Origin of the sequence: Mycobacterium sp. SMC-8 (genome assembly GCF_025263565.1) — a bacterium.
Taxonomy (GTDB): domain Bacteria; phylum Actinomycetota; class Actinomycetes; order Mycobacteriales; family Mycobacteriaceae; genus Mycobacterium.
The window spans coordinates 4,341,817-4,364,143 of sequence record NZ_CP079865.1; the positions used below are offsets into that span (position 1 = coordinate 4,341,817).

The 22,327-nt window shown below is 68.7% G+C and carries 23 protein-coding genes; 18 read left to right on the top strand and 5 right to left on the bottom strand.

The window, feature by feature from the left end; genetic code table 11:
• Nucleotides 1-16: 16 nt before the first annotated feature.
• From rpe to KXD97_RS21075, 3 genes are all read left to right on the top strand, one after another.
• Entirely contained in the window at nucleotides 17-721 is a 705-nt protein-coding gene (rpe, locus tag KXD97_RS21065; RefSeq protein ID WP_260752138.1) for a ribulose-phosphate 3-epimerase, read from the top strand.
• The gene (gene ribD, locus KXD97_RS21070) at nucleotides 718-1,719 is read left to right on the top strand and encodes a bifunctional diaminohydroxyphosphoribosylaminopyrimidine deaminase/5-amino-6-(5-phosphoribosylamino)uracil reductase RibD (protein WP_260752139.1); all 1,002 of its coding nucleotides are present in this window, start codon (nucleotides 718-720) and stop codon (nucleotides 1,717-1,719) included. The genes rpe and ribD overlap by 4 nt, the downstream gene beginning before the upstream one ends.
• A 178-nt stretch (nucleotides 1,720-1,897) precedes the next feature.
• On the top strand, nucleotides 1,898-2,044 hold the full coding sequence (locus tag KXD97_RS21075; protein WP_260752142.1) for a hypothetical protein: 147 nt from the start codon (nucleotides 1,898-1,900) through the stop codon (nucleotides 2,042-2,044).
• Here KXD97_RS21075 and KXD97_RS21080 read toward each other — a convergent pair.
• Entirely contained in the window at nucleotides 2,011-3,597 is a 1,587-nt protein-coding gene (locus tag KXD97_RS21080) for an MFS transporter (protein WP_260752147.1), read from the bottom strand. The two genes, KXD97_RS21075 and KXD97_RS21080, sit on opposite strands and share 34 nt — an antisense overlap.
• Nucleotides 3,597-4,301 (bottom strand): LppX_LprAFG lipoprotein, encoded by a 705-nt coding sequence (locus tag KXD97_RS21085; protein ID WP_260752151.1) that lies wholly within the window; start codon nucleotides 4,299-4,301, stop codon nucleotides 3,597-3,599. The genes KXD97_RS21080 and KXD97_RS21085 overlap by 1 nt, the downstream gene beginning before the upstream one ends.
• 309 nt (nucleotides 4,302-4,610) lie before the next feature.
• Between KXD97_RS21085 and KXD97_RS21090 the strand changes: the two genes are divergently transcribed.
• The 14 genes from KXD97_RS21090 (at nucleotide 4,611) to ppc (ending at nucleotide 19,750) form a co-directional block, all read left to right on the top strand.
• Nucleotides 4,611-5,222: a riboflavin synthase gene (locus tag KXD97_RS21090; RefSeq protein WP_260752153.1), complete on the top strand. Its 612-nt coding sequence runs from the start codon at nucleotides 4,611-4,613 to the stop codon at nucleotides 5,220-5,222.
• A 110-nt stretch (nucleotides 5,223-5,332) separates the two neighbouring features.
• Nucleotides 5,333-6,604, top strand: coding sequence for a bifunctional 3,4-dihydroxy-2-butanone-4-phosphate synthase/GTP cyclohydrolase II (locus tag KXD97_RS21095; RefSeq protein WP_260752154.1), 1,272 nt, complete (start codon nucleotides 5,333-5,335; stop codon nucleotides 6,602-6,604).
• Nucleotides 6,601-7,083, top strand: a complete 483-nt coding sequence (gene ribH, locus KXD97_RS21100) for a 6,7-dimethyl-8-ribityllumazine synthase (protein WP_260752155.1) — start codon at nucleotides 6,601-6,603, stop codon at nucleotides 7,081-7,083. Before KXD97_RS21095 ends, ribH begins: the two co-directional genes overlap by 4 nt.
• Nucleotides 7,080-7,562, top strand: coding sequence for a PH domain-containing protein (locus tag KXD97_RS21105; RefSeq protein WP_260752157.1), 483 nt, complete (start codon nucleotides 7,080-7,082; stop codon nucleotides 7,560-7,562). Before ribH ends, KXD97_RS21105 begins: the two co-directional genes overlap by 4 nt.
• A gap of 110 nt (nucleotides 7,563-7,672) precedes the next feature.
• Nucleotides 7,673-9,748 (top strand): excinuclease ABC subunit UvrC, encoded by a 2,076-nt coding sequence (gene uvrC, locus KXD97_RS21110; RefSeq protein ID WP_260752158.1) that lies wholly within the window; start codon nucleotides 7,673-7,675, stop codon nucleotides 9,746-9,748.
• Nucleotides 9,745-10,704: an RNase adapter RapZ gene (gene rapZ / locus KXD97_RS21115; RefSeq protein WP_260752159.1), complete on the top strand. Its 960-nt coding sequence runs from the start codon at nucleotides 9,745-9,747 to the stop codon at nucleotides 10,702-10,704. Before uvrC ends, rapZ begins: the two co-directional genes overlap by 4 nt.
• A 32-nt stretch (nucleotides 10,705-10,736) precedes the next feature.
• The gene (gene yvcK / locus KXD97_RS21120; RefSeq protein ID WP_260752160.1) at nucleotides 10,737-11,771 is read left to right on the top strand and encodes a uridine diphosphate-N-acetylglucosamine-binding protein YvcK; all 1,035 of its coding nucleotides are present in this window, start codon (nucleotides 10,737-10,739) and stop codon (nucleotides 11,769-11,771) included.
• Nucleotides 11,768-12,745 carry a DNA-binding protein WhiA gene (gene whiA, locus KXD97_RS21125; protein ID WP_260758090.1) on the top strand — a complete coding sequence of 326 codons (978 nt, stop codon included), beginning with the start codon at nucleotides 11,768-11,770 and terminating at the stop codon, nucleotides 12,743-12,745. Before yvcK ends, whiA begins: the two co-directional genes overlap by 4 nt.
• Nucleotides 12,746-12,748: 3 nt before the next feature.
• The gene (locus tag KXD97_RS21130) at nucleotides 12,749-13,465 is read left to right on the top strand and encodes an ABC transporter substrate-binding protein (RefSeq protein ID WP_260752161.1); all 717 of its coding nucleotides are present in this window, start codon (nucleotides 12,749-12,751) and stop codon (nucleotides 13,463-13,465) included.
• Nucleotides 13,466-13,572: 107 nt separating this feature from the next.
• On the top strand, nucleotides 13,573-14,595 hold the full coding sequence (gene gap / locus KXD97_RS21135; RefSeq protein WP_260752162.1) for a type I glyceraldehyde-3-phosphate dehydrogenase: 1,023 nt from the start codon (nucleotides 13,573-13,575) through the stop codon (nucleotides 14,593-14,595).
• 2 nt (nucleotides 14,596-14,597) lie between these two features.
• Nucleotides 14,598-15,827, top strand: coding sequence for a phosphoglycerate kinase (locus tag KXD97_RS21140; RefSeq protein WP_260752163.1), 1,230 nt, complete (start codon nucleotides 14,598-14,600; stop codon nucleotides 15,825-15,827).
• 9 nt (nucleotides 15,828-15,836) lie between these two features.
• Complete coding sequence (gene tpiA / locus KXD97_RS21145) at nucleotides 15,837-16,622, top strand: triose-phosphate isomerase (RefSeq protein ID WP_260752164.1); 786 nt, start codon at nucleotides 15,837-15,839, stop codon at nucleotides 16,620-16,622.
• A gap of 30 nt (nucleotides 16,623-16,652) precedes the next feature.
• Nucleotides 16,653-16,886, top strand: a complete 234-nt coding sequence (secG, locus tag KXD97_RS21150) for a preprotein translocase subunit SecG (RefSeq protein ID WP_003932081.1) — start codon at nucleotides 16,653-16,655, stop codon at nucleotides 16,884-16,886.
• A gap of 50 nt (nucleotides 16,887-16,936) precedes the next feature.
• A complete protein-coding gene (gene ppc, locus KXD97_RS21155; protein WP_260752165.1) occupies nucleotides 16,937-19,750 on the top strand; it encodes a phosphoenolpyruvate carboxylase in 2,814 nt (937 codons plus the stop codon).
• Nucleotides 19,751-19,754: 4 nt separating this feature from the next.
• On the opposite strand, the gene KXD97_RS21160 is transcribed toward ppc, so the two are convergent.
• The gene (locus KXD97_RS21160; RefSeq protein WP_260752166.1) at nucleotides 19,755-20,126 is read right to left on the bottom strand and encodes an ATPase; all 372 of its coding nucleotides are present in this window, start codon (nucleotides 20,124-20,126) and stop codon (nucleotides 19,755-19,757) included.
• A gap of 190 nt (nucleotides 20,127-20,316) precedes the next feature.
• Here KXD97_RS21160 and KXD97_RS21165 point away from each other — a divergent pair, with 190 nt between their 5' ends.
• The gene (locus KXD97_RS21165) at nucleotides 20,317-20,721 is read left to right on the top strand and encodes a DUF6632 domain-containing protein (protein ID WP_260752167.1); all 405 of its coding nucleotides are present in this window, start codon (nucleotides 20,317-20,319) and stop codon (nucleotides 20,719-20,721) included.
• Here KXD97_RS21165 and pgl read toward each other — a convergent pair.
• Together pgl and opcA are read right to left on the bottom strand one after the other, a co-directional pair.
• Nucleotides 20,689-21,423, bottom strand: coding sequence for a 6-phosphogluconolactonase (pgl, locus tag KXD97_RS21170; RefSeq protein ID WP_260752168.1), 735 nt, complete (start codon nucleotides 21,421-21,423; stop codon nucleotides 20,689-20,691). The two genes, KXD97_RS21165 and pgl, sit on opposite strands and share 33 nt — an antisense overlap.
• On the bottom strand, nucleotides 21,420-22,325 hold the full coding sequence (gene opcA, locus KXD97_RS21175) for a glucose-6-phosphate dehydrogenase assembly protein OpcA (protein WP_260752169.1): 906 nt from the start codon (nucleotides 22,323-22,325) through the stop codon (nucleotides 21,420-21,422). The genes pgl and opcA overlap by 4 nt, the downstream gene beginning before the upstream one ends.
• Between the last annotated feature and the right edge of the window lie 2 nt (nucleotides 22,326-22,327).

Below are 22,327 nucleotides of genomic sequence, written 5' to 3' on the forward strand. Positions count from 1 at the left end.
CGATAGGCTTCACCTCATGTCTGGACCGCGCGCCCGAGAAGCCACGAAGTCGCCGCTCATCGCACCGTCGATCCTCTCCGCGGATTTCGCCCGGCTGGCCGACGAGATCGCCGCCGTCGAGGGCGCGGACTGGCTGCACGTCGACGTGATGGACAACCACTTCGTGCCGAATCTGACACTCGGCCTGCCGGTGGTGGAGTCCCTTCTCAAAGTCACCGGCATCCCGATGGACTGTCATTTGATGATCGAGAACCCGCAGCGCTGGGCCCCGCCGTACGCCGAGGCCGGCGCCTACAACGTCACGATCCACGCCGAGGCCACTCACGATCCGGTCGCCGTGGCCCGCGATATCCGCGCCGCGGGCGCCAAGGCGGGACTGGCGATCAAGCCGGGTACGTCGCTGGAACCGTACCTGGAGATTCTGCGTGACTTCGACACGCTGCTGGTGATGTCGGTCGAACCGGGCTTCGGTGGGCAGAAGTTCATCGCCGAGGTGCTGCCGAAGGTCGGCACCGCGCGACGGCTGGTCGACGCGGGGGAGCTGACCGTCCTGGTCGAGATCGACGGCGGCATCAACGCCGACACCATCGAGGCCGCCGCGGAGGCCGGTGTGGACTGCTTCGTGGCGGGGTCGGCGGTCTACAGCGCCGAGGATCCCGCGGCCGCGGTCCGGGCGCTGCGCAGGCAGGCCGCGTCGGCGTCCAAACATCTGACGCTGTGAACCTCGACGCCGCGATGGCCGCGGCCATCGAGCAGTCCGAGCGGGTCAAGGGCCGGACCTACCCGAATCCTCCTGTGGGAGCGGTCATTCTGGATCGCGACGGGGCGATCGCCGGAGTCGGCGCGACCGCGCCGCCGGGCGGCCCGCACGCCGAGGTGGTCGCGCTGCGCAGGGCGGGGCAACGGGCCGCGGGCGGTGTCGCAGTGGTCACGCTGGAACCCTGCAATCACCTCGGCCGCACCCCGCCGTGCGTCGACGCGCTTCTGGAGGCCGGGGTCGCCGAGGTCGCCTTCGCCGTCGCCGACCCGAATCCGGTGGCCGCCGGCGGTGCGGCCCGCCTCGCCGAGGCCGGGGTGCGGGTCAGCGCGGGGGTGTCGTCCGCCGCCGTCGCCGGTGGACCGCTGCGGGAGTGGTTGCACAAGCAGCGCACCGGATTGCCCCATGTGACATGGAAGTTCGCAACCAGCGTGGACGGGCGCAGCGCTGCCGCCGATGGCACCAGCCAGTGGATCACCAGCGAGGCCGCGCGCGCGGATGTGCACCGCCGCCGCGCCGCTGCCGACGCGATCGTGGTCGGAACCGGCACGGTGTTCGTCGACGATCCGGCGCTGACCGCCCGGTTGCCCGATGGCAGTCTGGCCGACCACCAGCCCCTGCGCGTCGTCGTGGGGGAGCGTGAGATATCGCCCGATGCAACAGTTCTCAACGATGATTCGCGGACGATGGTGATCCGTACCCGTGACCCGCACGAGGTGATCAAGGCGTTGTCCGATCGCACCGACGTGCTCGTCGAGGGCGGCCCCACGCTGGCCGGGGCGTTCCTGCGCGCCGGCGTGATCGACCGGATCCTGGCGTATGTGGCGCCGATCCTGCTCGGCGGCCCGGTCACCGCGGTCGACGACGTCGGCGTGCTGAGCATCGCCCAGGCGCAGCGCTGGCGGTTCGACGGGATGACCGCGGTGGGGCCCGACGTGTTGCTGAGCCTCATCCCGGTGTAACGCCGCAAGCCCCGTTATCCGATCGTGTGCATTCGTTCACGCGGTGTTTCCGTGCCCGGCCTCACACGCCGCGCGGGTGCGGGAGCGGCCCGCATCCGCTGCGCCTCGGTAGACTGGGCCGGGAATTCGCGCTTTCACCGATGAGTTGCGCATGAAAGCACGAGCAAAGGAAACGACCATGACTGCACTGCAGGACTGGCTCACCACCAACCCTGTCGACACCCTCACCTGCGTCCTCCGTGATGCCTGGCGGGGCCTGACCTCCGGTGACGCCGAACAGGCGGACGAGCCTCAGCTGATGGGCCCCGGACTCGAGCGCTGCTGAGCCTCGTCCGCCGGCTCCACGGCATGTTCGTCTTTGGCCGCGATGAGTAAGCCCAGGACGGCGCCAACCACGCACACCACCGCGGTGATGGTGAAGATCTCGCCGTACTGCAGCACGTAGGCTTCCCGCACCCGGTTGGCCTCGGCGGCCAGCCGCTCGGCCAGCGAGTTGCCGCCGGTGCTGGCAGGCAGCCCGGCGAGGTGCTGGTTGAAGCGGTACAGGCCCCACGCCGACAGTGCCGCGATCCCGATCAGCATGCCGATCATCCGGGCCACCACCACGGCCGCCGAGGCGATGCCGTGCTGGGCGGCCGGAACCACCCGTAGGGTCGCCGAGGTCAGCGGCCCGATGACCAGGCCGAGGCCAAGCCCGGCGATCGCCAGGTCGGTGTCCAGCACCGGCAGGTCGACGAAGCCGAGATCATGTCGGGCGGCCAGCAGGTTTGCGGGCCATTTCGAAATCAACAGGTAGCCACCGGCGGCGATGAGCAGACCGGCGAACGCGATGATCCGGTCGCCGATGCGGGTGGCCAGCCATCCGCCCAGCAGCGCACCGATGGGCAGCGCGATCAGGAACCGCAACAACAGGAATGCGGCCTGGTTCTGGTCCTGCCCCAGCACGCCCTGGCCGAACAGCTCGACGTTGACCAGCGTCACCATCAGCGCGGCCCCGGCGGCCAGCGAGGCGCCCAGCGCGGCGAGGAACGGCCGGAACCGGACACCACGGGGATCCAGCAGCCGGGTGCGGGCGAACTTCTCCCACACGAAGAAGGCCACGGCCGCCAACGCCGCAGCGATCAGCACCGGCGCGCCCCAGCTAGGAAGCACCTCTTTGCCGTCCGGCTTGGGGTTGTAGAGCCCGATCACCGCCAGGCCCAGCGCGACGGCCAGCAGCAGACCGCCGACCACGTCGACTTTCTGCGGTTCCTCGGTCGCCGACCGGCTCGGCAGGCTGAAGTGGATCATCACCATCGCGACCGCCGCCAGCGGCACATTGACCCAGAACACCGCCTGCCAGTGGTTGAACAGCCACACCAGCGAGATGCCGTAGATCGGGCCCAGGACACTGCCGAGTTCCTGTGCCGCGCCGACCCCGCCGAGCACCGCCGCGCGGTTGCGCGCGGCCCACAGGTCGGCGGCCAGCGCGAGGGTGACCGGCAGCAGCGCGCCGCTCGCGGTGCCCTGGATCACGCGACCGACCACGAGTACCACCAGATCGGTCGACATCGCGGTGACCACCGACCCCAGCGCGAAACCGGCCAGGCTGGCCTGGATCAGGATCTTGCGGCCGAACCGGTCCGAGGCCCGGCCCAGCAGCGGCATGGCAGCGATGTAACCGAGCAGGTAGCCGGTGATGATCGGGGTGACGCGCTGGATCTCGTTCACGCCGATGCCGACATCACGCATGATGTCGACCATGATCGTGACGACCACATAGGTGTCGAGCGCACCGAGGACGACCGCGAGGCTGCCCGCGCTGATCGCGATGCCGCGGTTGGTGGCTCCCGGGGCTGCCGGGCGCGTATCGGTCTCCGCGGCGGGGGTGCGATGCATCACACCGCGGGTTTGTCGACGGTCACCGGCTCACCCCAGTTCGACAGCGTCATCGTGACGCTGTTGCCGGGACTGGGCTCCAGCCGGGCCTGCATCAGCTCGTGGTCGCCGTCCTCGGTGATCCACGCGGTGCCCGGCACGGGCCCGGTGGCCGCGATCTGAGGTGCGATCTTGTTGACCGCGTCGGCGCTGACCTCTCCGGTGACCCGGATGGTCTGCACGCCCTCGACCGTCTCGCGGCCGTCGGAGGTGGGGTTGGAGAAGTTGCTCAGCACGTTGGCCAGGCCGACATCGGGGTTCAGGATGGCGGCCACGTCGTAGATGTCGGAAGCCGGACCGAAGTTCGACAGCGCCCCGCCGGCGGTGATCGCGGCGTAGAGGTCACCGTCGGAGACGACGAACTCGACGTCGTTGAGCCGCTGGCCCAGGAAGATGATGTTCGCCGTGCCCTTCGCCGCGACCGCGGGGGACTGCGTGAGCTCGCCGTCGAGCGACTCGACCGGCAGATCGGGGATCTGACCCTGCACGCTCAGCTTCAGGTGGGCGCTGGACTGACTCTTGGTTGTCTCGCTCGACTGTTCCAGCAGGGTCGCCGCGTCGGGCAGTTCCTTACCGGAGTCCTGCGAGGACGATCCGGAACACCCGGCGAGCAGTGCGACGGCGGCGAAAAGGGCGGCGAAGATCGCCAACAGGCGGGTCTGCATGCCTGCATCGTAGAGGGTCCGCCGATGCGAACGCGCGACCCGCTGCTGGGAGCACTGGCCGAAACTGGTCCTTGAGCTGGGTTTTCGGCAAAGAATGAGCAAGCTCAGATGATCGGTGGTTCACCGGGGCGTAGTACCTGCAGCCACCGGTATCCGTAGGGGCCGAGCTGCATCTCGATACGTCCGCGGTGATCGAGGGCGAAACTCTCAGCGATCGTCGAGCAGGTCCACCAGACGGGAGCCCGAGGGACGGCCGACCGTCGGTCACGCCGCGGAGCACCCCTGCGGGCCGGGTCTAGGCTGGTCGGAATGTTCACCGGAATCGTCGAAGAACTGGGCGAGATCGTCGGTAAAGAAGACCTGGGCGATTCCGCCCGCCTGGTCATCCGCGGCCCCGTCGTGACATCGGATGCCGGGCACGGCGACTCGATCGCGGTCAACGGGGTGTGTCTGACGGTCGTCGACGTGCTCGCCGACGGTTCGTTCACCGCCGATGTGATGGACGAGACACTGCAGCGGTCGAGCCTGCGCGCCGCCGACGTGGGCGCGAAGGTCAACCTGGAGCGGGCCGCGGCGGTGAGTAGCAGGCTCGGTGGCCACATCGTCCAGGGCCACGTCGACGGCACCGGCCACATCATCTCCCGGACACCGTCCGAACACTGGACGGTGGTGCGGATCGCGCTGCCGGCCGCGCTGGCCCGCTATGTCGTGCACAAGGGTTCCATCACCGTCGACGGGGTGTCGCTGACGGTGTCCGGCCTGGGCCACGACTGGTTCGAGGTATCCCTGATCCCCACCACGCTCGGCATGACCACACTGGGTCACGCCGAGGTCGGCGCACACGTGAACCTCGAGGTCGATGTCATCGCCAAATACGTGGAGCGGCTGCTGGAGAAGAAGGACGCGCCCACCGGCGAATGACGGGTGTCCCGCCCGGTGGACCGGCGGGCAATAACCGGCGCCGCCCGGTGGTTCATACTGAGAGGCAACGGCACGTGGTTCCGACCTGGGAACCGGCAAGGGTGGTGAGGATGACGAGGCTGGATTCGGTCGAGCGCGCGGTGGCCGACATCGCAGCGGGCAAGGCCGTGGTCGTCATCGACGACGAGGACCGTGAGAACGAAGGTGACCTGATCTTCGCCGCCGAGAAGGCGACTCCGGAACTGGTGGCGTTCATGGTCCGCTACACGTCCGGCTATCTGTGCGTTCCCCTCGACGGCGAGATCTGCGATCGGCTCGGACTGCTGCCCATGTACGCGGTCAACCAGGACAAGCACGGCACCGCCTACACCGTTACCGTCGATGCGAAAAAGGGTGTGGGGACCGGCATCTCGGCGATGGACCGGGCCACGACCATGCGCCTGCTGGCCGATCCGGACGCCGTCGCCGAGGATTTCACCAAACCCGGCCACGTCGTCCCGCTGCGCGCCAAGGACGGTGGGGTGCTGCGCAGGCCCGGACACACCGAGGCCGCCGTCGACCTGGCCCGGCTGGCCGGTCTGCAGCCCGCGGGCGCGATCTGTGAGATCGTCAGCCAGAAGGACGAAGGCGCGATGGCGCAGACCGACGAGTTGCGCATCTTCGCCGATGAGCACGACCTGGCGCTGATCTCCATCGCGGACCTGATCGAGTGGCGGCGTAAGCACGAGAAGCACATCGAGCGCGTCGCCGAGGCCCGAATCCCGACCCGGCACGGTGAGTTCCGCGCCGTCGGCTACACCAGCATCTACGAGGATGTCGAACACGTCGCGCTGGTCAAGGGAGAGATCTCCGGCCCGCACAGCGACGGCCACGACGTGCTGGTGCGGGTGCACTCCGAGTGCCTCACCGGTGACGTGTTCGGGTCCCGGCGGTGCGACTGCGGCCCGCAGCTCGACGCCGCGCTGGCGATGGTCGCCCGTGAGGGCCGGGGCGTGGTGCTGTACATGCGCGGGCACGAGGGCCGCGGCATCGGCCTGATGCACAAGCTGCAGGCGTACCAGCTGCAGGACGCCGGCGACGACACGGTCGACGCCAACCTCAAGCTCGGTCTGCCCGCAGACGCCCGCGACTACGGCACCGGCGCGCAGATCCTGGTCGATCTCGGCGTCCGGTCGATGCGGTTGCTGACCAACAACCCGGCCAAGCGCGTCGGGCTGGACGGGTACGGCCTGCACATCATCGAGCGGGTGCCGCTGCCGGTCCGCGCGAATGCCGAGAACATCCGCTACCTGATGACCAAACGTGACCGGATGGGTCACGACCTGGTGGGCCTGGAGGACTTCGACGAGGCCGTCCCCGGCGAGTTCGGCGGCGCGGTATGAGTCCGGCCCACGGCGTCCCCGACATGCCCGCGCTCGACGCCAAGGACGTCAAGCTCGGCATCGTCGCGAGCACCTGGCACGAGACGATCTGCGACGCGCTGCTCGACGGCGCCCGCAAGGTGGCCGCCGACGCAGGGATCGACAACCCGACCGTGGTCCGGGTGCTCGGCGCGATCGAGATCCCGGTGGTAGCGCAGGCGCTGGCCCGCGACCACGACGCGGTGGTCGCGCTGGGTGTGGTGATCCGCGGCGAGACACCGCATTTCGACTACGTCTGTGATGCGGTGACCCAGGGCCTGACCCGGGTCTCGCTGGACACCTGCACCCCCGTCGCCAACGGGGTGCTCACCACCAACACCGAACACCAGGCGCTGGACCGGGCCGGGTTGCCGGACTCTGCCGAGGACAAGGGCGCCCAGGCGGCCGCCGCCGCATTGTCGACCGCGCTGACGCTGCGTCAGCTGAGACCGGGTTCATGAACACCCACGGCGGCGATCGCTGGGACCTGGTCGTCAAGCCCCATCTGACCCCGTATTTCGCCTACGGTGCGGCAGCGGTGATCGTCGCCGCGCACATCGTGGTCGGCGCGCTGCTCAAGGTCGGGTCCACGGGGGTGTTCTTCCGCACCTACGACCAGGTCGCGATCGCGATGGTCGGCGTCGTCATCGCCTGCTTCGTGTCTCTGTTCGCGCGACCCCGGCTGCGCGTCGGCCCGGCCGGCGTGGCGGTGCGAAACCTGTTCGGGTATCGGCTGTTTTCGTGGGATCAGGTGGTCGACGTGTCGTTCCACCAGGGAGCCCGCTGGGCACGGCTGGACCTGCCCGACGACGAGTACGTGCCCGTGATGGCGATCCAGGCGGTGGACAAGGGACGGGCGGTCGAGGCCATGGACCGGGTGCGCACGCTGCTGCGGCGCTACCAGAGTCGGCAACCCGGCATCGACACCCACCGCGCGTGACGGCGCCGCCTGTGCCGTCGGTCACGGTGCCGCAGGGCAGCGGCAGGCAGCCGCGGTTCCGGCCATGGTGGTGGCGTCGACGCGTCAGGGCCCGGCAGTAACCTGGGGGCGTGCCCGATCCAGCGACGTACCGACCCGCTCCCGGGTCGATACCTGACGAACCGGGGGTTTACCGATTTCGCGACCCGCGCGGCCGGGTCATCTATGTCGGCAAGGCCAAGAGCCTGCGCAGCCGCCTGAACTCCTACTTCGCCGATCTGTCGAGCCTGGCTCCGCGGACCCGGCAGATGGTGATGACCGCGGCCAGCGTGGAGTGGACGGTCGTCAGCACCGAGGTCGAGGCGCTCCAGCTCGAATACAACTGGATCAAGGAGTTCGACCCGCGGTTCAACATCCGCTACCGCGACGACAAGTCCTACCCGGTGCTGGCGGTCACCCTCAATGAGGAGTATCCGCGGCTGCAGGTGTACCGCGGTCCGCGCCGCAAGGGTGTGCGTTACTTCGGGCCCTACTCGCATGCGTGGGCCATCCGCGAGACCCTCGACCTGCTGACCCGGGTGTTCCCGGCCCGCACCTGCTCGAACGGAGTGTTCAAGCGGCACAGTCAGATTGACCGGCCCTGTCTGCTCGGGTACATCGACAAGTGCTCCGCGCCGTGCGTGGGCAGGGTCAGCGCCGAGGAACATCGGCGCATCGTGCTGGACTTCTGCGACTTCCTGGCCGGCAAGACCGACCGGCTGATCCGCGAGATGCAACAGCAGATGAACGCCGCGGCCGAGGAGCTGGACTTCGAGCGGGCCGCCCGGCTGCGGGACAACATCGGCGCGATGCGTCGGGCCATGGAAAAGCAGACCGTGGTGTTCGGCGACGGCACCGACGCCGACGTCGTCGCGTTCGCCGACGATGAGCTCGAAGCCGCCGTCCAGGTGTTCCACGTGCGCGGTGGCCGGGTCCGAGGTCAGCGGGGCTGGATCATCGAAAAGTCCGGTGAGCCGGGCGAATCCACGCACGAGTACCTTGTCGAGCAGTTCCTCACCCAGTTCTACGGCGACCAGGCCGAGCTCGACGGGGCCAGCGACGGCGGCGGGGACGAGGCGACCACCCCGATACCCAAAGAGGTGCTGGTCCCGGTGCTGCCCGACACCGCGGCCGAGTTGGAGACCTGGCTGTCGCAGCTGCGGGGGTCCCGGGTCTCACTCCGGGTGCCGCGGCGCGGCGACAAACGGGCGCTCGCCGAGACGGTCAAGCGCAACGCCGAAGGGGCGCTGAACCAGCACAAGCTCAAGCGGGCGGGCGACTTCACCGCCAGAAGCGCTGCGTTACAGAGCATTCAGGACGCACTGGGGTTGGCGGAGGCGCCGCTGCGGATCGAGTGCGTCGACATCAGCCATGTGCAGGGCACCGATGTGGTGGCCTCGCTGGTGGTGTTCGAGGACGGGCTGCCGCGCAAGTCCGACTACCGCCACTTCGCGATCCGCGAGGCTGCGGGCGACGGCCGGTCCGACGACGTCGCCTCCATCGCCGAGGTGACCCGCCGGCGGTTCCACCGTCACCTGAAAGACACCGTGAAAACCGGTGACCACACGACAACCGCAGCCACTGTCGCCGCCGAAGCGGCACCGGAAGGCCACCGGGCAGAAGATCCTCGCGCGAGCGGGCGTCCGGCGAGATTCGCTTATCCGCCCAACCTGTTCGTCGTCGACGGCGGCGCCCCCCAGGTCAACGCCGCCCAGGCGGTCCTCGACGAACTGGGGATCACCGACGTCGCGGTGATCGGCCTGGCCAAACGGCTCGAAGAGGTCTGGGTGCCGTCAGAGCCCGACCCGGTGATCATGCCGCGCAACAGCGACGGCCTGTATCTGCTGCAGCGGGTCCGCGACGAGGCGCACCGGTTCGCGATCTCCTATCACCGCAGCAAGCGGTCCAAGCGGATGACGGCGTCGGCGCTCGATTCGGTGCGGGGGCTCGGCGAGCACCGCCGCAAGGCCTTGGTCACCCACTTCGGGTCGGTGGCGCGGCTCAAGCAGGCCGGCATCGAGGAGATCACGGCGGTGCCGGGCATCGGCGCGGCGACCGCACGGGCGGTCCTGGAGGCACTCGGCGCCGATGTGCCGACGGCGGCTGCGGTCGATTCCGACGCGCCGACCACGGACATCGGCAATGATCAGAGCAGGGTATCGGGATGACAGAGCAGGGCATGCACGGGGAACTGCGTGGGGGAGCCGGCCGCGCCGGCGACGAGAGGGGCCTCGAGACAGCGCCCGTCGACGGCGGGGCCGACACGGGGATCGACGTCGTCCTCGTCACGGGCCTGTCCGGCGCCGGCCGCGGCACGGCGGCCAAGGTGCTGGAGGATCTCGGTTGGTACGTGGCCGACAACCTGCCGCCGGAGTTGATCGCGAGGATGGTCGACCTCGGGCTGGCGGCCGGCTCGCGGATCACCCAGCTCGCGGTCGTGATGGACGTGCGGTCACGCGGCTTCACCGGCGACCTGGACTGGGTGCGCAGCGAACTGGGTACCCGCGGCATCGTGCCGCGCGTGTTGTTCCTGGAGGCGTCCGATGACATCCTGGTCCGTCGCTACGAGCAGAACCGGCGCAGTCACCCACTGCAGGGCAACCAGACGCTGGCCGAGGGCATCGCCGCCGAGCGGGCGATGCTGGCCCCGGTACGGGCCTCCGCAGACCTGGTGATCGACACCTCGTCGCTGTCGGTGCACGCACTGCGCGACAGCATCGAACGGGCCTTCGCCGGTGAGACCGTCGCCCACACCAACGTGACGGTCGAGTCCTTCGGGTACAAATACGGGCTGCCGATGGACGCCGACACCGTGATGGACGTCCGGTTCCTGCCCAACCCGCACTGGGTGGACCGACTCCGGCCGCACACCGGCCAGCACCAGGAGGTCCGTGATTATGTGCTCGGCCAGAACGGCGCCGTGGAGTTCCTCGACTCCTACCATCAGCTGTTGGACGTTGTGATCGACGGCTACCGCCGGGAGGGAAAGCGCTACATGACCGTCGCGATCGGGTGCACCGGGGGCAAGCACCGCAGCGTCGCGATGGCCGAGGCGTTGGCAGAACGGCTCCATGACGCCGACCTGACGGTGCGGGTGCTGCATCGTGATCTGGGGCGCGAATGAGCTTCACCCCCCCCCGCACGCGAGGAGGACAGATGAGCCCGCGCATCGTCGCGCTCGGCGGAGGCCACGGCCTCTACGCCACGCTGTCGGCGGCGCGCAGGCTCACCCCCCACGTGACGGCGGTCGTCACCGTCGCCGACGACGGAGGCTCGTCCGGCCGGCTGCGTAGCGAGCTGGATGTCGTGCCCCCTGGTGACCTGCGAATGGCGCTGGCGGCGTTGGCATCCGACAGCCCGCACGGCCGGCTGTGGGCCACCATCATCCAGCACCGGTTCGGTGGCAGCGGGGCGCTGGCCGGGCATCCCATCGGGAACCTGATGCTCGCCGGCCTCAACGAGGTGCTCGCCGATCCCGTCGCTGCTCTCGATGAGCTGGGCCGCATCCTCGGCGTCAAGGGCCGGGTGCTGCCGATGTGTCCGGTCGGTCTGGGCATCGAGGCCGATGTGGTCGGCCTGGACTCCGACCCGCGCGTCAGCCGCTCGATCCGCGGCCAGGTCGCGATCGCCACCACGGTGGGCAAGGTGCGCCGGGTGCGGCTGCTGCCCAACGATCCGCCCGCCACCCATCAGGCCGTCGACGCGATCATGAACGCCGACCTGGTGGTGCTCGGCCCGGGGTCGTGGTTCACCAGCGTGATCCCGCACGTGCTGGTGCCTCAGCTGGCCGCGGCGCTGAAGGCGACCACGGCTCGCCGCGCGCTGGTGCTGAACCTGGTCGCCGAACCGGGGGAGACCGCCGGTTTCTCGGTCGAGCGTCACATCCACGTGTTGGCCCAGCACGCGCCGGGTTTCACGGTGCACGACATCGTCGTCGACTCGGCGCGCGTCCCGAGTGACCGCGAGCGCGACCAGCTGCGCCGCACCGCCACCATCCTCGACGCGAACGTTGAGTTTGCTGACGTTTCCCGACCTGGTACACCTTTACATGACCCGGCGAGGCTGGCCGCGGCGCTGGAGGGGGTTCGCACGCGCGGCACGGCGTCCGATGGCACGCACCAGGGGTTCCAGCACCCGACCATGCCCACGCCGACAGCGAACGGACCGAGAGGTGACGACCCGTGGCGATGACAGCCGAGGTCAAAGACGAACTGAGCCGGTTGGTGGTCAACTCTGTGAGTGCCCGCCGCGCCGAGGTGGCCTCGCTGCTGCGATTCGCCGGCGGTCTGCACATCGTGTCCGGCCGCGTCGTCGTCGAAGCCGAGGTCGATCTCGGCATCATCGCCCGGCGGCTGCGCAAGGACATCTACGACCTGTACGGCTACAACGCCGTGGTGCACGTGCTGTCCGCGAGCGGCATCCGCAAGAGCACCCGCTACGTGGTGCGGGTGGCCAAGGACGGGGAGGCGCTGGCGAGGCAGACCGGCCTGCTCGACCTGCGCGGCCGCCCGGTCCGCGGCCTGCCGGCCCAGGTGGTCGGCGGCAGCGTCGCCGATGCCGAAGCTGCTTGGCGCGGAGCGTTTCTCGCGCACGGCTCGCTCACCGAGCCGGGCCGCTCGTCGGCGCTGGAGGTCAGCTGCCCCGGACCGGAGGCGGCACTGGCGCTGGTGGGAGCCGCGCGGCGCCTCGGTGTCAGCGCCAAAGCCCGCGAGGTGCGCGGCAGTGACCGGGTCGTGGTTCGCGACGGCGAGGCCATCGGTGCGCTGCTGACCCGAATGGGCGCCCAGGACACCCGGCTGACCTGGGAGGAGCGGCGGATGCGCCGCGAGGTGCGGGCCACCGCGAACCGGCTTGCCAACTTCGACGACGCCAACCTGCGACGCTCGGCCCGCGCCGCCGTCGCGGCCGCCGCACGGGTGGAACGCGCGCTGGAGATCCTCGGGGACTCCGTGCCCGACCACCTCGCCGCCGCGGGTAGCCTGCGCGTCGCCCATCGGCAGGCCTCCCTGGAGGAGCTGGGCCGGCTGGCCGACCCGCCGATGACCAAAGACGCTGTGGCAGGCCGTATCCGGCGGCTGCTCTCGATGGCCGACCGCAAGGCCAAACAGGACGGGATCCCGGACACCGAGTCGGCCGTCACGCCGGATCTGCTCGAGGACGCCTGACCCGTGGGGGCCGCCGTGCGGGTGGGGGTGGCCTATCCGGAACCACCGTTCAACTCCATGCCGGGCCGGTCCGGCCTCGACGTCGAGATGATGACCGCGCTGGCGGCGGCGATCGCCGAGGACGTCGAGTTCGTCGCCTACGACGGTGCTGACCTCGACGGGATCTTCGACCGGCTTGCCGCCGGTGAGTACGACTGCGTCATCGCAGGCACCACCGTCACCCCCGAGCGCGAGAGCAAGGTGGCGTTCCTGCCGCCCTACCTGATCTCCGGGCAGGGGCTGGCCGTCGACACCGCTCGGCTGCCGCACGTGCACTCCGTCGACGACCTCACCGGATTGACCATCGGCGTGCAGCGCGGCAACACCAGCGAGGCGATCGCGCAGCGGCTGGTGGGGGACGGCAAGGCCGACCGGGTGCGCGTCTACGACTACGGCGCGGTAACGGCGGCGATCGCCGACCTGGTGGCCGGCGGTTGCGATGCGGTGATGAAACTCGCGCCGGCTCTCGCCGAACTGGTCAAGGAGGTACCCGGGGTCGAGATGGTGCAGCGCGGCCTCTCGGTGGAGGACATCGCGATCGCGGTCAACCCCGCCGAGCAGCGGCTTCTCGCCCGGCTTCAGGTCGCCCAGGCCGAGCTCGAAGAGGACGGCACCCTGCAGCGCATCCGCAGGCAGTGGCTCGGCAACCCGTACGTCGACCAGAGCCTGGGGATGCTGTGACCGCGACCCGGGGCGACCGCACGCAGTGGTGGGGCCAACCACTAGGCTGACTGCTCGAGTAGTCGACGCCGCAGTTCACCGAAACACAGAGGACAGAGGAGACACACGTGACGATCCGCGTAGGCGTGAACGGCTTCGGCCGTATCGGGCGCAACTTCTTCCGGGCGCTGGATGCGCAGAAGACCGAGGGCAAGAACACCGACATCGAGATCGTCGCGGTGAACGACCTCACCGACAACGCGACGCTGGCGCACCTGCTGAAGTTCGACTCGATCCTGGGCCGTCTGCCCTACGACGTCAGCCTCGAGGGCGAGGACACCATTGTCGTCGGCGACCACAAGATCAAGGCCCTCGAGGTCAAGGAAGGCCCCGCCGCGCTGCCCTGGGGTGACCTCGGCGTCGACGTGGTCGTCGAGTCCACCGGTATCTTCACCGCCCGCGCCAAGGCGCAGGGCCACCTGGACGCGGGCGCCAAGAAGGTCATCATCTCCGCGCCGGCCAGCGACGAGGACATCACCATCGTGCTCGGCGTCAACGACGACAAGTACGACGGCAGCCAGAACATCATCTCCAACGCCTCGTGCACCACGAACTGCCTCGGCCCGCTGGCCAAGGTCCTCAACGACGAGTTCGGCATCGTCAAGGGCCTGATGACGACGGTCCACGCCTACACCCAGGACCAGAACCTGCAGGACGGCCCCCACAAGGACCTGCGCCGCGCCCGCGCCGCCGCCATCAACATCGTGCCCACCTCCACCGGCGCGGCCAAGGCCATCGGTCTGGTGCTGCCCGAGCTGAAGGGCAAGCTCGACGGCTACGCGCTGCGGGTGCCGATCCCCACGGGTTCGGTCACCGACCTCACCGCCGAACTGAGCAAGAAGGCCACCGTCGACGAGATCAACGCCGCCATGAAGGCCGCGGCGGAAGGGCAGCTGAAGGGGATTCTCAAGTACTACGACGCGCCGATCGTCTCCACCGACATCGTCACCGACCCGCACAGCTCGCTGTACGACGCGGGCCTGACCAAGGTCGTCGACAACCTGGCCAAGGTCGTCTCCTGGTACGACAACGAGTGGGGCTACTCCAACCGCCTGGTCGATCTGGTCGGCCTGGTCGGCAAGTCCCTCTAGCCATGGGCATCAAGTCACTCGACGATCTTCTGTCCGAGGGTGTTTCGGGGCGGGGCGTGTTGGTGCGCTCCGACCTGAACGTCCCGCTGGACGGCGACAAAATCACCGACCCAGGGCGCATCATCGCCTCGGTGCCGACGCTGAAGGCGCTCAGTGACGCCGGCGCCAAGGTCGTCGTCGCCGCCCACCTCGGCAGGCCCGAGGGCAAGCCGGACCCCAAGTTCTCCCTCGCGCCGGTCGCCAAGGCGCTCAGCGACAAGCTCGGCAGGCATGTCCAGCTGGCCGGCGACGTGGTCGGCAGCGACGCGCTGGCGCGTTCGGAAGGGCTGACCGACGGCGACATCCTGTTGCTGGAGAACATCCGTTTCGACCCGCGCGAGACCAGCAAGGACGAGGCGGAGCGGCTTGAGCTGGCCAAGGCGCTCGTCGAGCTCGTCGGCGGCCCAGAGTCCGGGGCAGCTTACGTATCAGACGGGTTCGGGGTGGTGCACCGCAAGCAGGCCTCGGTCTACGAGGTCGCGATGCTGTTGCCGCACTACGCCGGCACGCTGGTCTGCACCGAGATCAAGGTGCTCCAGCGGCTGACCGAAGCCGGCGAGAAGCCGTACGCGGTGGTGCTCGGGGGTTCGAAGGTGTCGGACAAGCTCGCGGTGATCGAGAACCTCGCGACCAAGGCCGACAGCCTGATCATCGGCGGCGGAATGTGCTTCACCTTCCTTGCCGCACAGGGCCTTTCGGTGGGCAGCTCGCTTCTCGAAGAGAGCATGATCGGCACCTGCCGCAAACTGCTCGACGACTACGGCGACGTGCTGCACCTACCCGTCGACATCGTCGTCGCCGAGAAGTTCGCCGCGGACTCGGAGCCGCAGACGGTGGCCGCCGACAAGATCCCGGACGACAGGATGGGTCTGGACATCGGCCCGGAGTCGGTGCGGCGGTTCTCCGCGTTGCTGTCCAACGCGAAGACGATCTTTTGGAACGGCCCGATGGGCGTGTTCGAGTTCCCGGCCTTCGCCGCGGGCACCAAGGGGGTGGCCGAGGCCATCATCGGCGCCACCGGTAAGGGCGCGTTCAGCGTGGTCGGCGGCGGCGACTCCGCGGCCGCGGTGCGCCAGCTCGGTTTGCCCGAGGACGGTTTCTCGCACATTTCCACCGGTGGCGGCGCGTCGCTGGAATACCTTGAGGGCAAAGAGTTGCCAGGCATCGCCGTCCTCGAAAGTCCCGAGAACTAGGAGACCGACGTGTCCCGTAAGCCGCTGATCGCCGGCAACTGGAAGATGAACCTGAACCACTTCGAGGCGATCGCGTTGGTGCAGAAGATCGCATTCTCGTTGCCGGACAAGTACTTCGACAAGGTCGATGTCACGGTGCTCCCGCCGTTCACCGATCTGCGCAGTGTGCAGACGCTGGTCGACGGTGACAAGCTGCGGCTCACCTACGGCGCCCAGGATGTGTCCCAGCATGATTCCGGCGCCTACACCGGCGAGATCAGCGGGGCGTTCCTGGCGAAGCTGGGCTGCACATTCGTCGTGGTCGGGCACTCCGAGCGGCGTACCTACCACCACGAGGACGACGCGCTGGTGGCCGCCAAGGCGGCGGCGGCGTTCAGGCACGGGCTCATCCCGATCATCTGCATCGGCGAGCACCTCGACGTTCGCGAGGCGGGCAACCACGTCTCGTACAACGTCAACCAGCTACGCGGCTCGCTGGCCGGGCTGTCTGCCGAACAGATCGGGCAGGCTGTCATCGCCTACGAGCCCGTCTGGGCGATCGGGACCGGACGGGTGGCCAGCGCGGCGGACGCCCAGGAGGTGTGTAAGGCCATCCGCGACGAACTGGGCAATCTGACCTCCGCTGAGATCGCGGCCGGGGTGCGGGTGCTCTACGGCGGTTCGGTGAACGCCAAGAACGTCGGCGAGATCGTCGGTCAGGGCGACGTCGACGGAGCGCTCGTGGGCGGCGCCTCACTGGACGGCGAGCAGTTCGCCACACTGTCGGCGATCGCCGCGGGCGGCCCGCTTCCCTGACCGCGCGCGTGTTTCGGTAGTCTGGCCCCTATGCAATTGGCCCTGCAGATCATCCTGGTCGTGACCAGTGTGTTGGTCGTCCTCCTGGTACTGCTGCATCGCGCCAAGGGTGGCGGTCTGTCCAGCCTGTTCGGTGGCGGTGTGCAGTCCAGCCTGTCCGGCTCCACCGTCGTGGAGAAGAACCTCGACCGCCTGACGCTGTTCGTCACCGGTATTTGGATCGTGTCCATCGTCGGGATGGCGCTCCAGATCAAGTACAGCTGACGCGGGGGGCTCGCTCTGCAGCCGTGACAGGCAGCGGAGATAATCGACCGATGGCTCAAGCTCCGGAAGTACCCGACATCGCGCTGGAACCCATCGGAGCAGTGCAGCGCACCCAGGTGGGCCGGGAAGCCACCGAACCGATGCGCGAGGACATCCGGCTGCTGGGCACGATCCTGGGCGACACCGTCCGTGAGCAGAACGGCGACGACGTGTTCGATCTCGTCGAGCGGGCCCGCGTCGAAGCGTTCCGGGTGCGCCGCTCCGAGATCGACCGCGTCGACATGGCCCGGATGTTCGACGGCGTCGACGTCCACCTCGCCATCCCGGTGATCCGCGCGTTCACTCATTTTGCGTTGCTGGCCAACGTCGCCGAGGACATCCACCGTGAACGTCGCCGGGCCGTGCACGAAGCGGCGGGTGAGCCACCACAGAACAGCAGCCTGGCCGCGACCTACCGCAAACTCGACGACGCCGATCTGGACGCCTCGGCCGTCGCCGACGCCCTCGTCGGCGCCCTGGTGTCGCCGGTGATCACCGCTCATCCCACCGAGACCAGGCGTCGCACGGTGTTCGACACCCAGCACCGCATCACCGAGTTGATGCGGTTGCGCCTGCACGGATTCGGTACCACACCCGACGGCAAGGACGTCGACCGCGAGCTGCGCCGCCACATCCTGACGTTGTGGCAGACCGCGTTGATCCGGTTGTCCCGCTTGAAGGTCCAGGACGAGATCGAGACGGGGCTGCGGTACTACTCGGCCGCGCTCCTGGAGGTCATCCCGCAGGTGAACGCTGAGGTGCGGTCGGCCCTGCAGGCCCGCTTTCCGGACGCGGGGATCCTGGAGGAGCCGATACTGCGGCCCGGCTCGTGGATCGGCGGGGACCGCGACGGCAACCCGAACGTCACCGCAGAGGTGGTCCGGCTGGCCACCGGCAGTGCCGCTCATACCGCGTTCGCGCACTACTTCTCGGAGCTCACCGCGCTCGAACAGGAACTGTCGATGTCGGTGCGGCTGGTCCACATCAGCGATCATCTGGCCGCTCTGGCCGACGCCTGCCACGAGCCGGCCCGCGCCGACGAGCCCTACCGGCGCGCCCTGCGCGTCGTGCACGCCCGCCTGACCGCGACTGCCCGGCAGATCCTCGACCGCCAGCCCGAGCACGAGCTCGACCTCGGCATGGATCCCTACTCCGCACCGGGCGAACTGCTCGATGACCTCGATGCGATCGACCAATCACTGCGCGTCAACGGCAGTGCGCTGCTGGCCGACGACAGGCTGGCCCGGCTGCGGGAAGCCGTGCGGGTGTTCGGCTTTCACCTGTCGGGGCTGGATCTGCGGCAGAACTCCGACGTGCACGAAGAGGTCGTCGCCGAGCTGCTGGCGTGGGCCGGTGTGCACGCCGACTATACGGCCCTCGACGAACAGCAACGGGTCGAGATCCTGGCCGCCGAACTGGCGACCCGCCGACCGTTGACCGGTCCGGACGCCGAATTGTCCGAGCTGGCCCGCAAGGAGCTCGACATCGTGGCCGCCGCGGCCAGAGCCGTCCGGCTGTTCGGACCGCAGGCCGTGCCCAACTACATCATCTCGATGTGCGAGTCGGTGTCGGACATGCTCGAGGCGGCGCTGCTGCTCAAGGAAGCCGGACTGCTGGATGCCTCGTCGGAGCATCCGTACGCCCCGGTCGGCATCGTGCCGCTGTTCGAGACCATCGATGACCTCCAGCGGGGTGCGTCGATTCTCGAAGCGGCACTTGACCTTCCGCTGTACCGCGCAGTGGTCGCCGCGCGCGGTGACAGCCAGGAGGTGATGCTCGGCTACTCGGACTCCAACAAGGACGGCGGCTACCTGGCGGCGAACTGGGCGCTGTACCGCGCCGAGCTCGATTTGGTCGAATCGTCGCGCAAGACCGGAATCCGGTTGCGCCTCTTCCACGGCCGCGGCGGCACGGTCGGCCGCGGTGGCGGACCCAGCTATGACGCAATCCTGGCCCAGCCCCCCGGTGCGGTGCAGGGTTCGCTGCGGCTCACCGAGCAGGGCGAGGTGATCGCGGCGAAGTACGCCGAACCGCGAATCGCACACCGAAACCTGGAGACGCTACTGGCCGCCACACTCGAAGCCACCCTGCTCGACGTCGAGGGCCTCGGTGACGCCGCGGGTCCCGCCTACGAGGTGTTGGACGATCTCGCGGCGCGCGCTCAGCGCGCGTACGCCGAACTGGTGCACGACACACCGGGTTTCGTTGAGTACTTCAAGGCCTCGACACCCGTCAGCGAGATCGGCGCGCTCAACATCGGCAGTCGCCCCACGTCGCGCAAGCCGACGACGTCGATCTCGGATCTGCGGGCGATCCCGTGGGTGCTGGCATGGAGCCAGTCGCGTGTCATGCTGCCGGGCTGGTACGGCACCGGCACCGCGTTCGAGGACTATGTGGGCGACGGGCCGGGCAGCCAGGAGCGGCTCGCGGTGTTGCAGGACCTGTACCGGCGGTGGCCGTTCTTCGCGACCGTGCTGTCGAACATGGCGCAGGTGCTGGCGAAATCAGACCTCGGGCTGGCCGCCCACTACTCCGAGCTGGTCGAGGACGAGGCATTGCGGCGCCGGGTGTTCGACAAGATCGCCGACGAGCACGCCCGCACGATCCGCATGCACAAGCTCATCACCGGTCATGACGACCTGCTCGCCGACAACCCGGCGCTGGCACGCTCGGTGTTCAACCGCTTCCCATACCTCGAGCCGTTGAACCATCTGCAGGTGGAGTTGCTGCGGCGCTATCGGTCCGGCGACGAGGACGAACTCGTCCAGCGCGGCATCCTGCTCACCATGAGCGGGCTGGCCACCGCGCTGCGCAACAGTGGCTAACTGATCAAAGCCCGGCGCTGCGGCGCACCTTGTCCACCGCGCCGCGCACCATCTGTTCGGTGACGGCCAGCGGAGTGATCACGGATTCGCCGATGCCGACGATCCGCTCGACGCGGGCGACGATGCCCTCCATGCGGTCGACCATCGCGATCAGGCGTGGTGCCAACTCGTCGATACGGGTGATCGTGGCGTTGAACCGTTCCATGGTGGCGTCGAGGTTCTCGGTCGAATTGTTCAGATCCTCGAGTGTTTCGCCAAGGCTCTCGAGGATGGTGTCAACCTGCTCGACGGTGACGTCCGCGTTCAGTGCTGCCTGTGCGAGTTTGCGGATCCGTTCCGGTCCGGTGCGTACCGGTCTGCCACCTCTGTCTGCCATCACGACAGTATGGCCGACGCCGTGGACCGGGATCCGCGCTTGTGGTAAGACCGGTGCTGTGCACCCACTCGCGTGGTGCCGGAACCGAGTATCGGCGTGCTGACTCGGGTTGGCGCGCTCCTGTAACTCAGTCGGTGAGAGTGGCGTCCTCATGACGCAGGCCGCGGGTTCAAGTCCCGCCAGGAGCACGATGACATCAACCGCCTACTACCGGCTGCTGCGCATCGCGCTCGTGGTGTTCGGCGCGTTGATGCTGCTTCTGTATCCGCTGGCCGCGGTGTGGCCGTCGGGATGGGCATGGCACCACGGTGCGCCGTACGAATCGGACTATTTCATGATGATCGTCGGGTTGTACGCCGTGCTTGGGGTGTTTCTGTGCCTGGCCGCGCGCCGCCCGGAAGCCCACACACCTCTGATCTGGTTCGCCGTCTGGTCGAGTGTGGTGCACGCCGCGATCATGGCGGTGCAGGCCGTGCGGGACAGCCACTCGAGGGGGCACCTGTGGGGTGACGTCCCGGCGCTGCTGCTGGCTGCCGCCGTGCTGGCCGTTCTCGTACGCGGGTCAGAGCTTCGACGCCGCGTCCTCGTCGAGTAACCACACCGTCGCCTCCCGGCCCACGGCGCCCGCGGCGGGGATGTCGACGGGCTTGGCGCCGCCGATCGCGGCGGCCACTGCGTCGGCCTTACCGGAGCCGGACACCACCAGCCATACCTGCCGCGACCGGGTGATCGCCGGGAGTGTCAACGTGATTCGCTTCGGGGGCGGCTTGGGGGAGTCGGGGACCCCGACCACCATCCGTTCGGTCTCCTTGACCGCCGCGGTGTGGGGGAACAGCGAGTTGATGTGTCCTTCGTGGCCCATCCCCAGTAGATGCACGTCGAAGGGGGGTGTGGGCTCGGCACCACCGGCCTCGATCAACACCTGCGAGTAGGCCTCGGCGGCCGCGTCCAGCGCGTCACCGAACTCGCCATCGCTGGCGGCCATCGCGTGCACGTTGGCCGCCGGGATGTCGACGTGGTCGAGCAACGCCGCCCGGGCCTGCTTCTCGTTGCGTTCGTCGTCGTCGCGGGGCACGAACCTCTCGTCGCCCCAGTAGATGTGAACTTTCGGCCAGTCGATCTCATCGCTGCGTTCACCGACTCGTCTGAGTAGGCCGATGCCCGTCCCGCCGCCGGTCAGGACGATGTGCGCCGACCCCCGTTCCTGGATTGCCGAGGCAACGGCGTCCACCAGCCGGTCACCGGCAGCTTCCACCAGAGCCGCTGTGTCGGAGTATCTTTCGATCGTCCGCGTCATCGGTAGATCACCTTGTCCAATCCTGCCAGCGCTTCCCGGTAGATCTCGTCGGCGTCGAGCCTGCGGAGTTCTTCGGCCAGACACTCCGGCACGTCTCTGCGGCCCAGCGGAAGCAGCGCCACCGGCCGGGAAGTGCGGCTCAACGTCGCCGTGACTCCCTCCTGCGGGCGGCTGAGCGTGACGGTCTCCGTGGCGCGGTGGAGTTCGACCTTCAGGGTGCCGACCGCACGGGTGACCTCGCCGTCGATTCGGCTGGCCAGCCACCCGGCCAGGATGTCGAGTGCCGGTTCGGATTGAAGTCCTGACACCACTGCCGACTCGATCGGCTCATGCGGTGGTTCGTCGATCGCCGACGCCAGCAGCGCCCGCCAGTAGGTGATGCGGCTCCACGCGATATCGGTGTCGCCGGGCGCATACCCGGGCAGCCGGCTCTTGATCGCTCCCAACGGCTCGGGGGAGCGGGTGGCGTCTGTGATCCGGCGAATCGCCAATCGGCCCACCGGATCCTGCGACGGCACGTCCGGTGCGGTGGCCGGCCACCACGCCACCACCGGCGTATCGGGCAGCAGGAACGGCAGCACCACGCTGTCGGCATGTTCGGCCAGTTCACCGTGCAGGCGCAGCACCACGACCTCGCCGGCTCCGGCGTCTCGCCCCACACGCAACTCGGCGTCGAGGCGGGTTTCTGAGCCGTCCCCGGGCAGCGTCACGATGACGCGGCACGGGTGTTCGCGGCTGGCGAAGTTGGCCGCTTCGATCGAGTCTTCCAGGGATTCCTCGCAGTCGGGGACGATCACCAGCGTCAGCACCCGGCCGAGGGTCAGCGCGCCCCCTTCCTCGCGTATCCCGGTGATCTTCTTGTTGATCTCGTTGGTGGTGGTATCGGCCAATTCGACGATCATGA

What these genes read in the sequence shown, in the direction of transcription:
- pgl (WP_260752168.1), bottom strand. Translation starts at nt 21,423, where the DNA reads ATGACGCGGACGATCGAAAGATACTCCGACACAGCGGCTCTGGTGGAA.
- ribH (WP_260752155.1), top strand. Translation starts at nt 6,601, where the DNA reads ATGAGTCCGGCCCACGGCGTCCCCGACATGCCCGCGCTCGACGCCAAG.
- rpe (WP_260752138.1), top strand. Translation starts at nt 17, where the DNA reads ATGTCTGGACCGCGCGCCCGAGAAGCCACGAAGTCGCCGCTCATCGCA.
- ppc (WP_260752165.1), top strand. Translation starts at nt 16,937, where the DNA reads ATGGCTCAAGCTCCGGAAGTACCCGACATCGCGCTGGAACCCATCGGA.
- KXD97_RS21165 (WP_260752167.1), top strand. Translation starts at nt 20,317, where the DNA reads ATGACATCAACCGCCTACTACCGGCTGCTGCGCATCGCGCTCGTGGTG.
- secG (WP_003932081.1), top strand. Translation starts at nt 16,653, where the DNA reads ATGCAATTGGCCCTGCAGATCATCCTGGTCGTGACCAGTGTGTTGGTC.
- KXD97_RS21095 (WP_260752154.1), top strand. Translation starts at nt 5,333, where the DNA reads ATGACGAGGCTGGATTCGGTCGAGCGCGCGGTGGCCGACATCGCAGCG.
- rapZ (WP_260752159.1), top strand. Translation starts at nt 9,745, where the DNA reads ATGACAGAGCAGGGCATGCACGGGGAACTGCGTGGGGGAGCCGGCCGC.
- KXD97_RS21140 (WP_260752163.1), top strand. Translation starts at nt 14,598, where the DNA reads ATGGGCATCAAGTCACTCGACGATCTTCTGTCCGAGGGTGTTTCGGGG.
- KXD97_RS21085 (WP_260752151.1), bottom strand. Translation starts at nt 4,301, where the DNA reads ATGCAGACCCGCCTGTTGGCGATCTTCGCCGCCCTTTTCGCCGCCGTC.
- whiA (WP_260758090.1), top strand. Translation starts at nt 11,768, where the DNA reads ATGACAGCCGAGGTCAAAGACGAACTGAGCCGGTTGGTGGTCAACTCT.
- KXD97_RS21075 (WP_260752142.1), top strand. Translation starts at nt 1,898, where the DNA reads ATGACTGCACTGCAGGACTGGCTCACCACCAACCCTGTCGACACCCTC.
- KXD97_RS21080 (WP_260752147.1), bottom strand. Translation starts at nt 3,597, where the DNA reads ATGCATCGCACCCCCGCCGCGGAGACCGATACGCGCCCGGCAGCCCCG.
- KXD97_RS21105 (WP_260752157.1), top strand. Translation starts at nt 7,080, where the DNA reads ATGAACACCCACGGCGGCGATCGCTGGGACCTGGTCGTCAAGCCCCAT.
- opcA (WP_260752169.1), bottom strand. Translation starts at nt 22,325, where the DNA reads ATGATCGTCGAATTGGCCGATACCACCACCAACGAGATCAACAAGAAG.
- KXD97_RS21160 (WP_260752166.1), bottom strand. Translation starts at nt 20,126, where the DNA reads ATGGCAGACAGAGGTGGCAGACCGGTACGCACCGGACCGGAACGGATC.
- KXD97_RS21090 (WP_260752153.1), top strand. Translation starts at nt 4,611, where the DNA reads ATGTTCACCGGAATCGTCGAAGAACTGGGCGAGATCGTCGGTAAAGAA.
- yvcK (WP_260752160.1), top strand. Translation starts at nt 10,737, where the DNA reads ATGAGCCCGCGCATCGTCGCGCTCGGCGGAGGCCACGGCCTCTACGCC.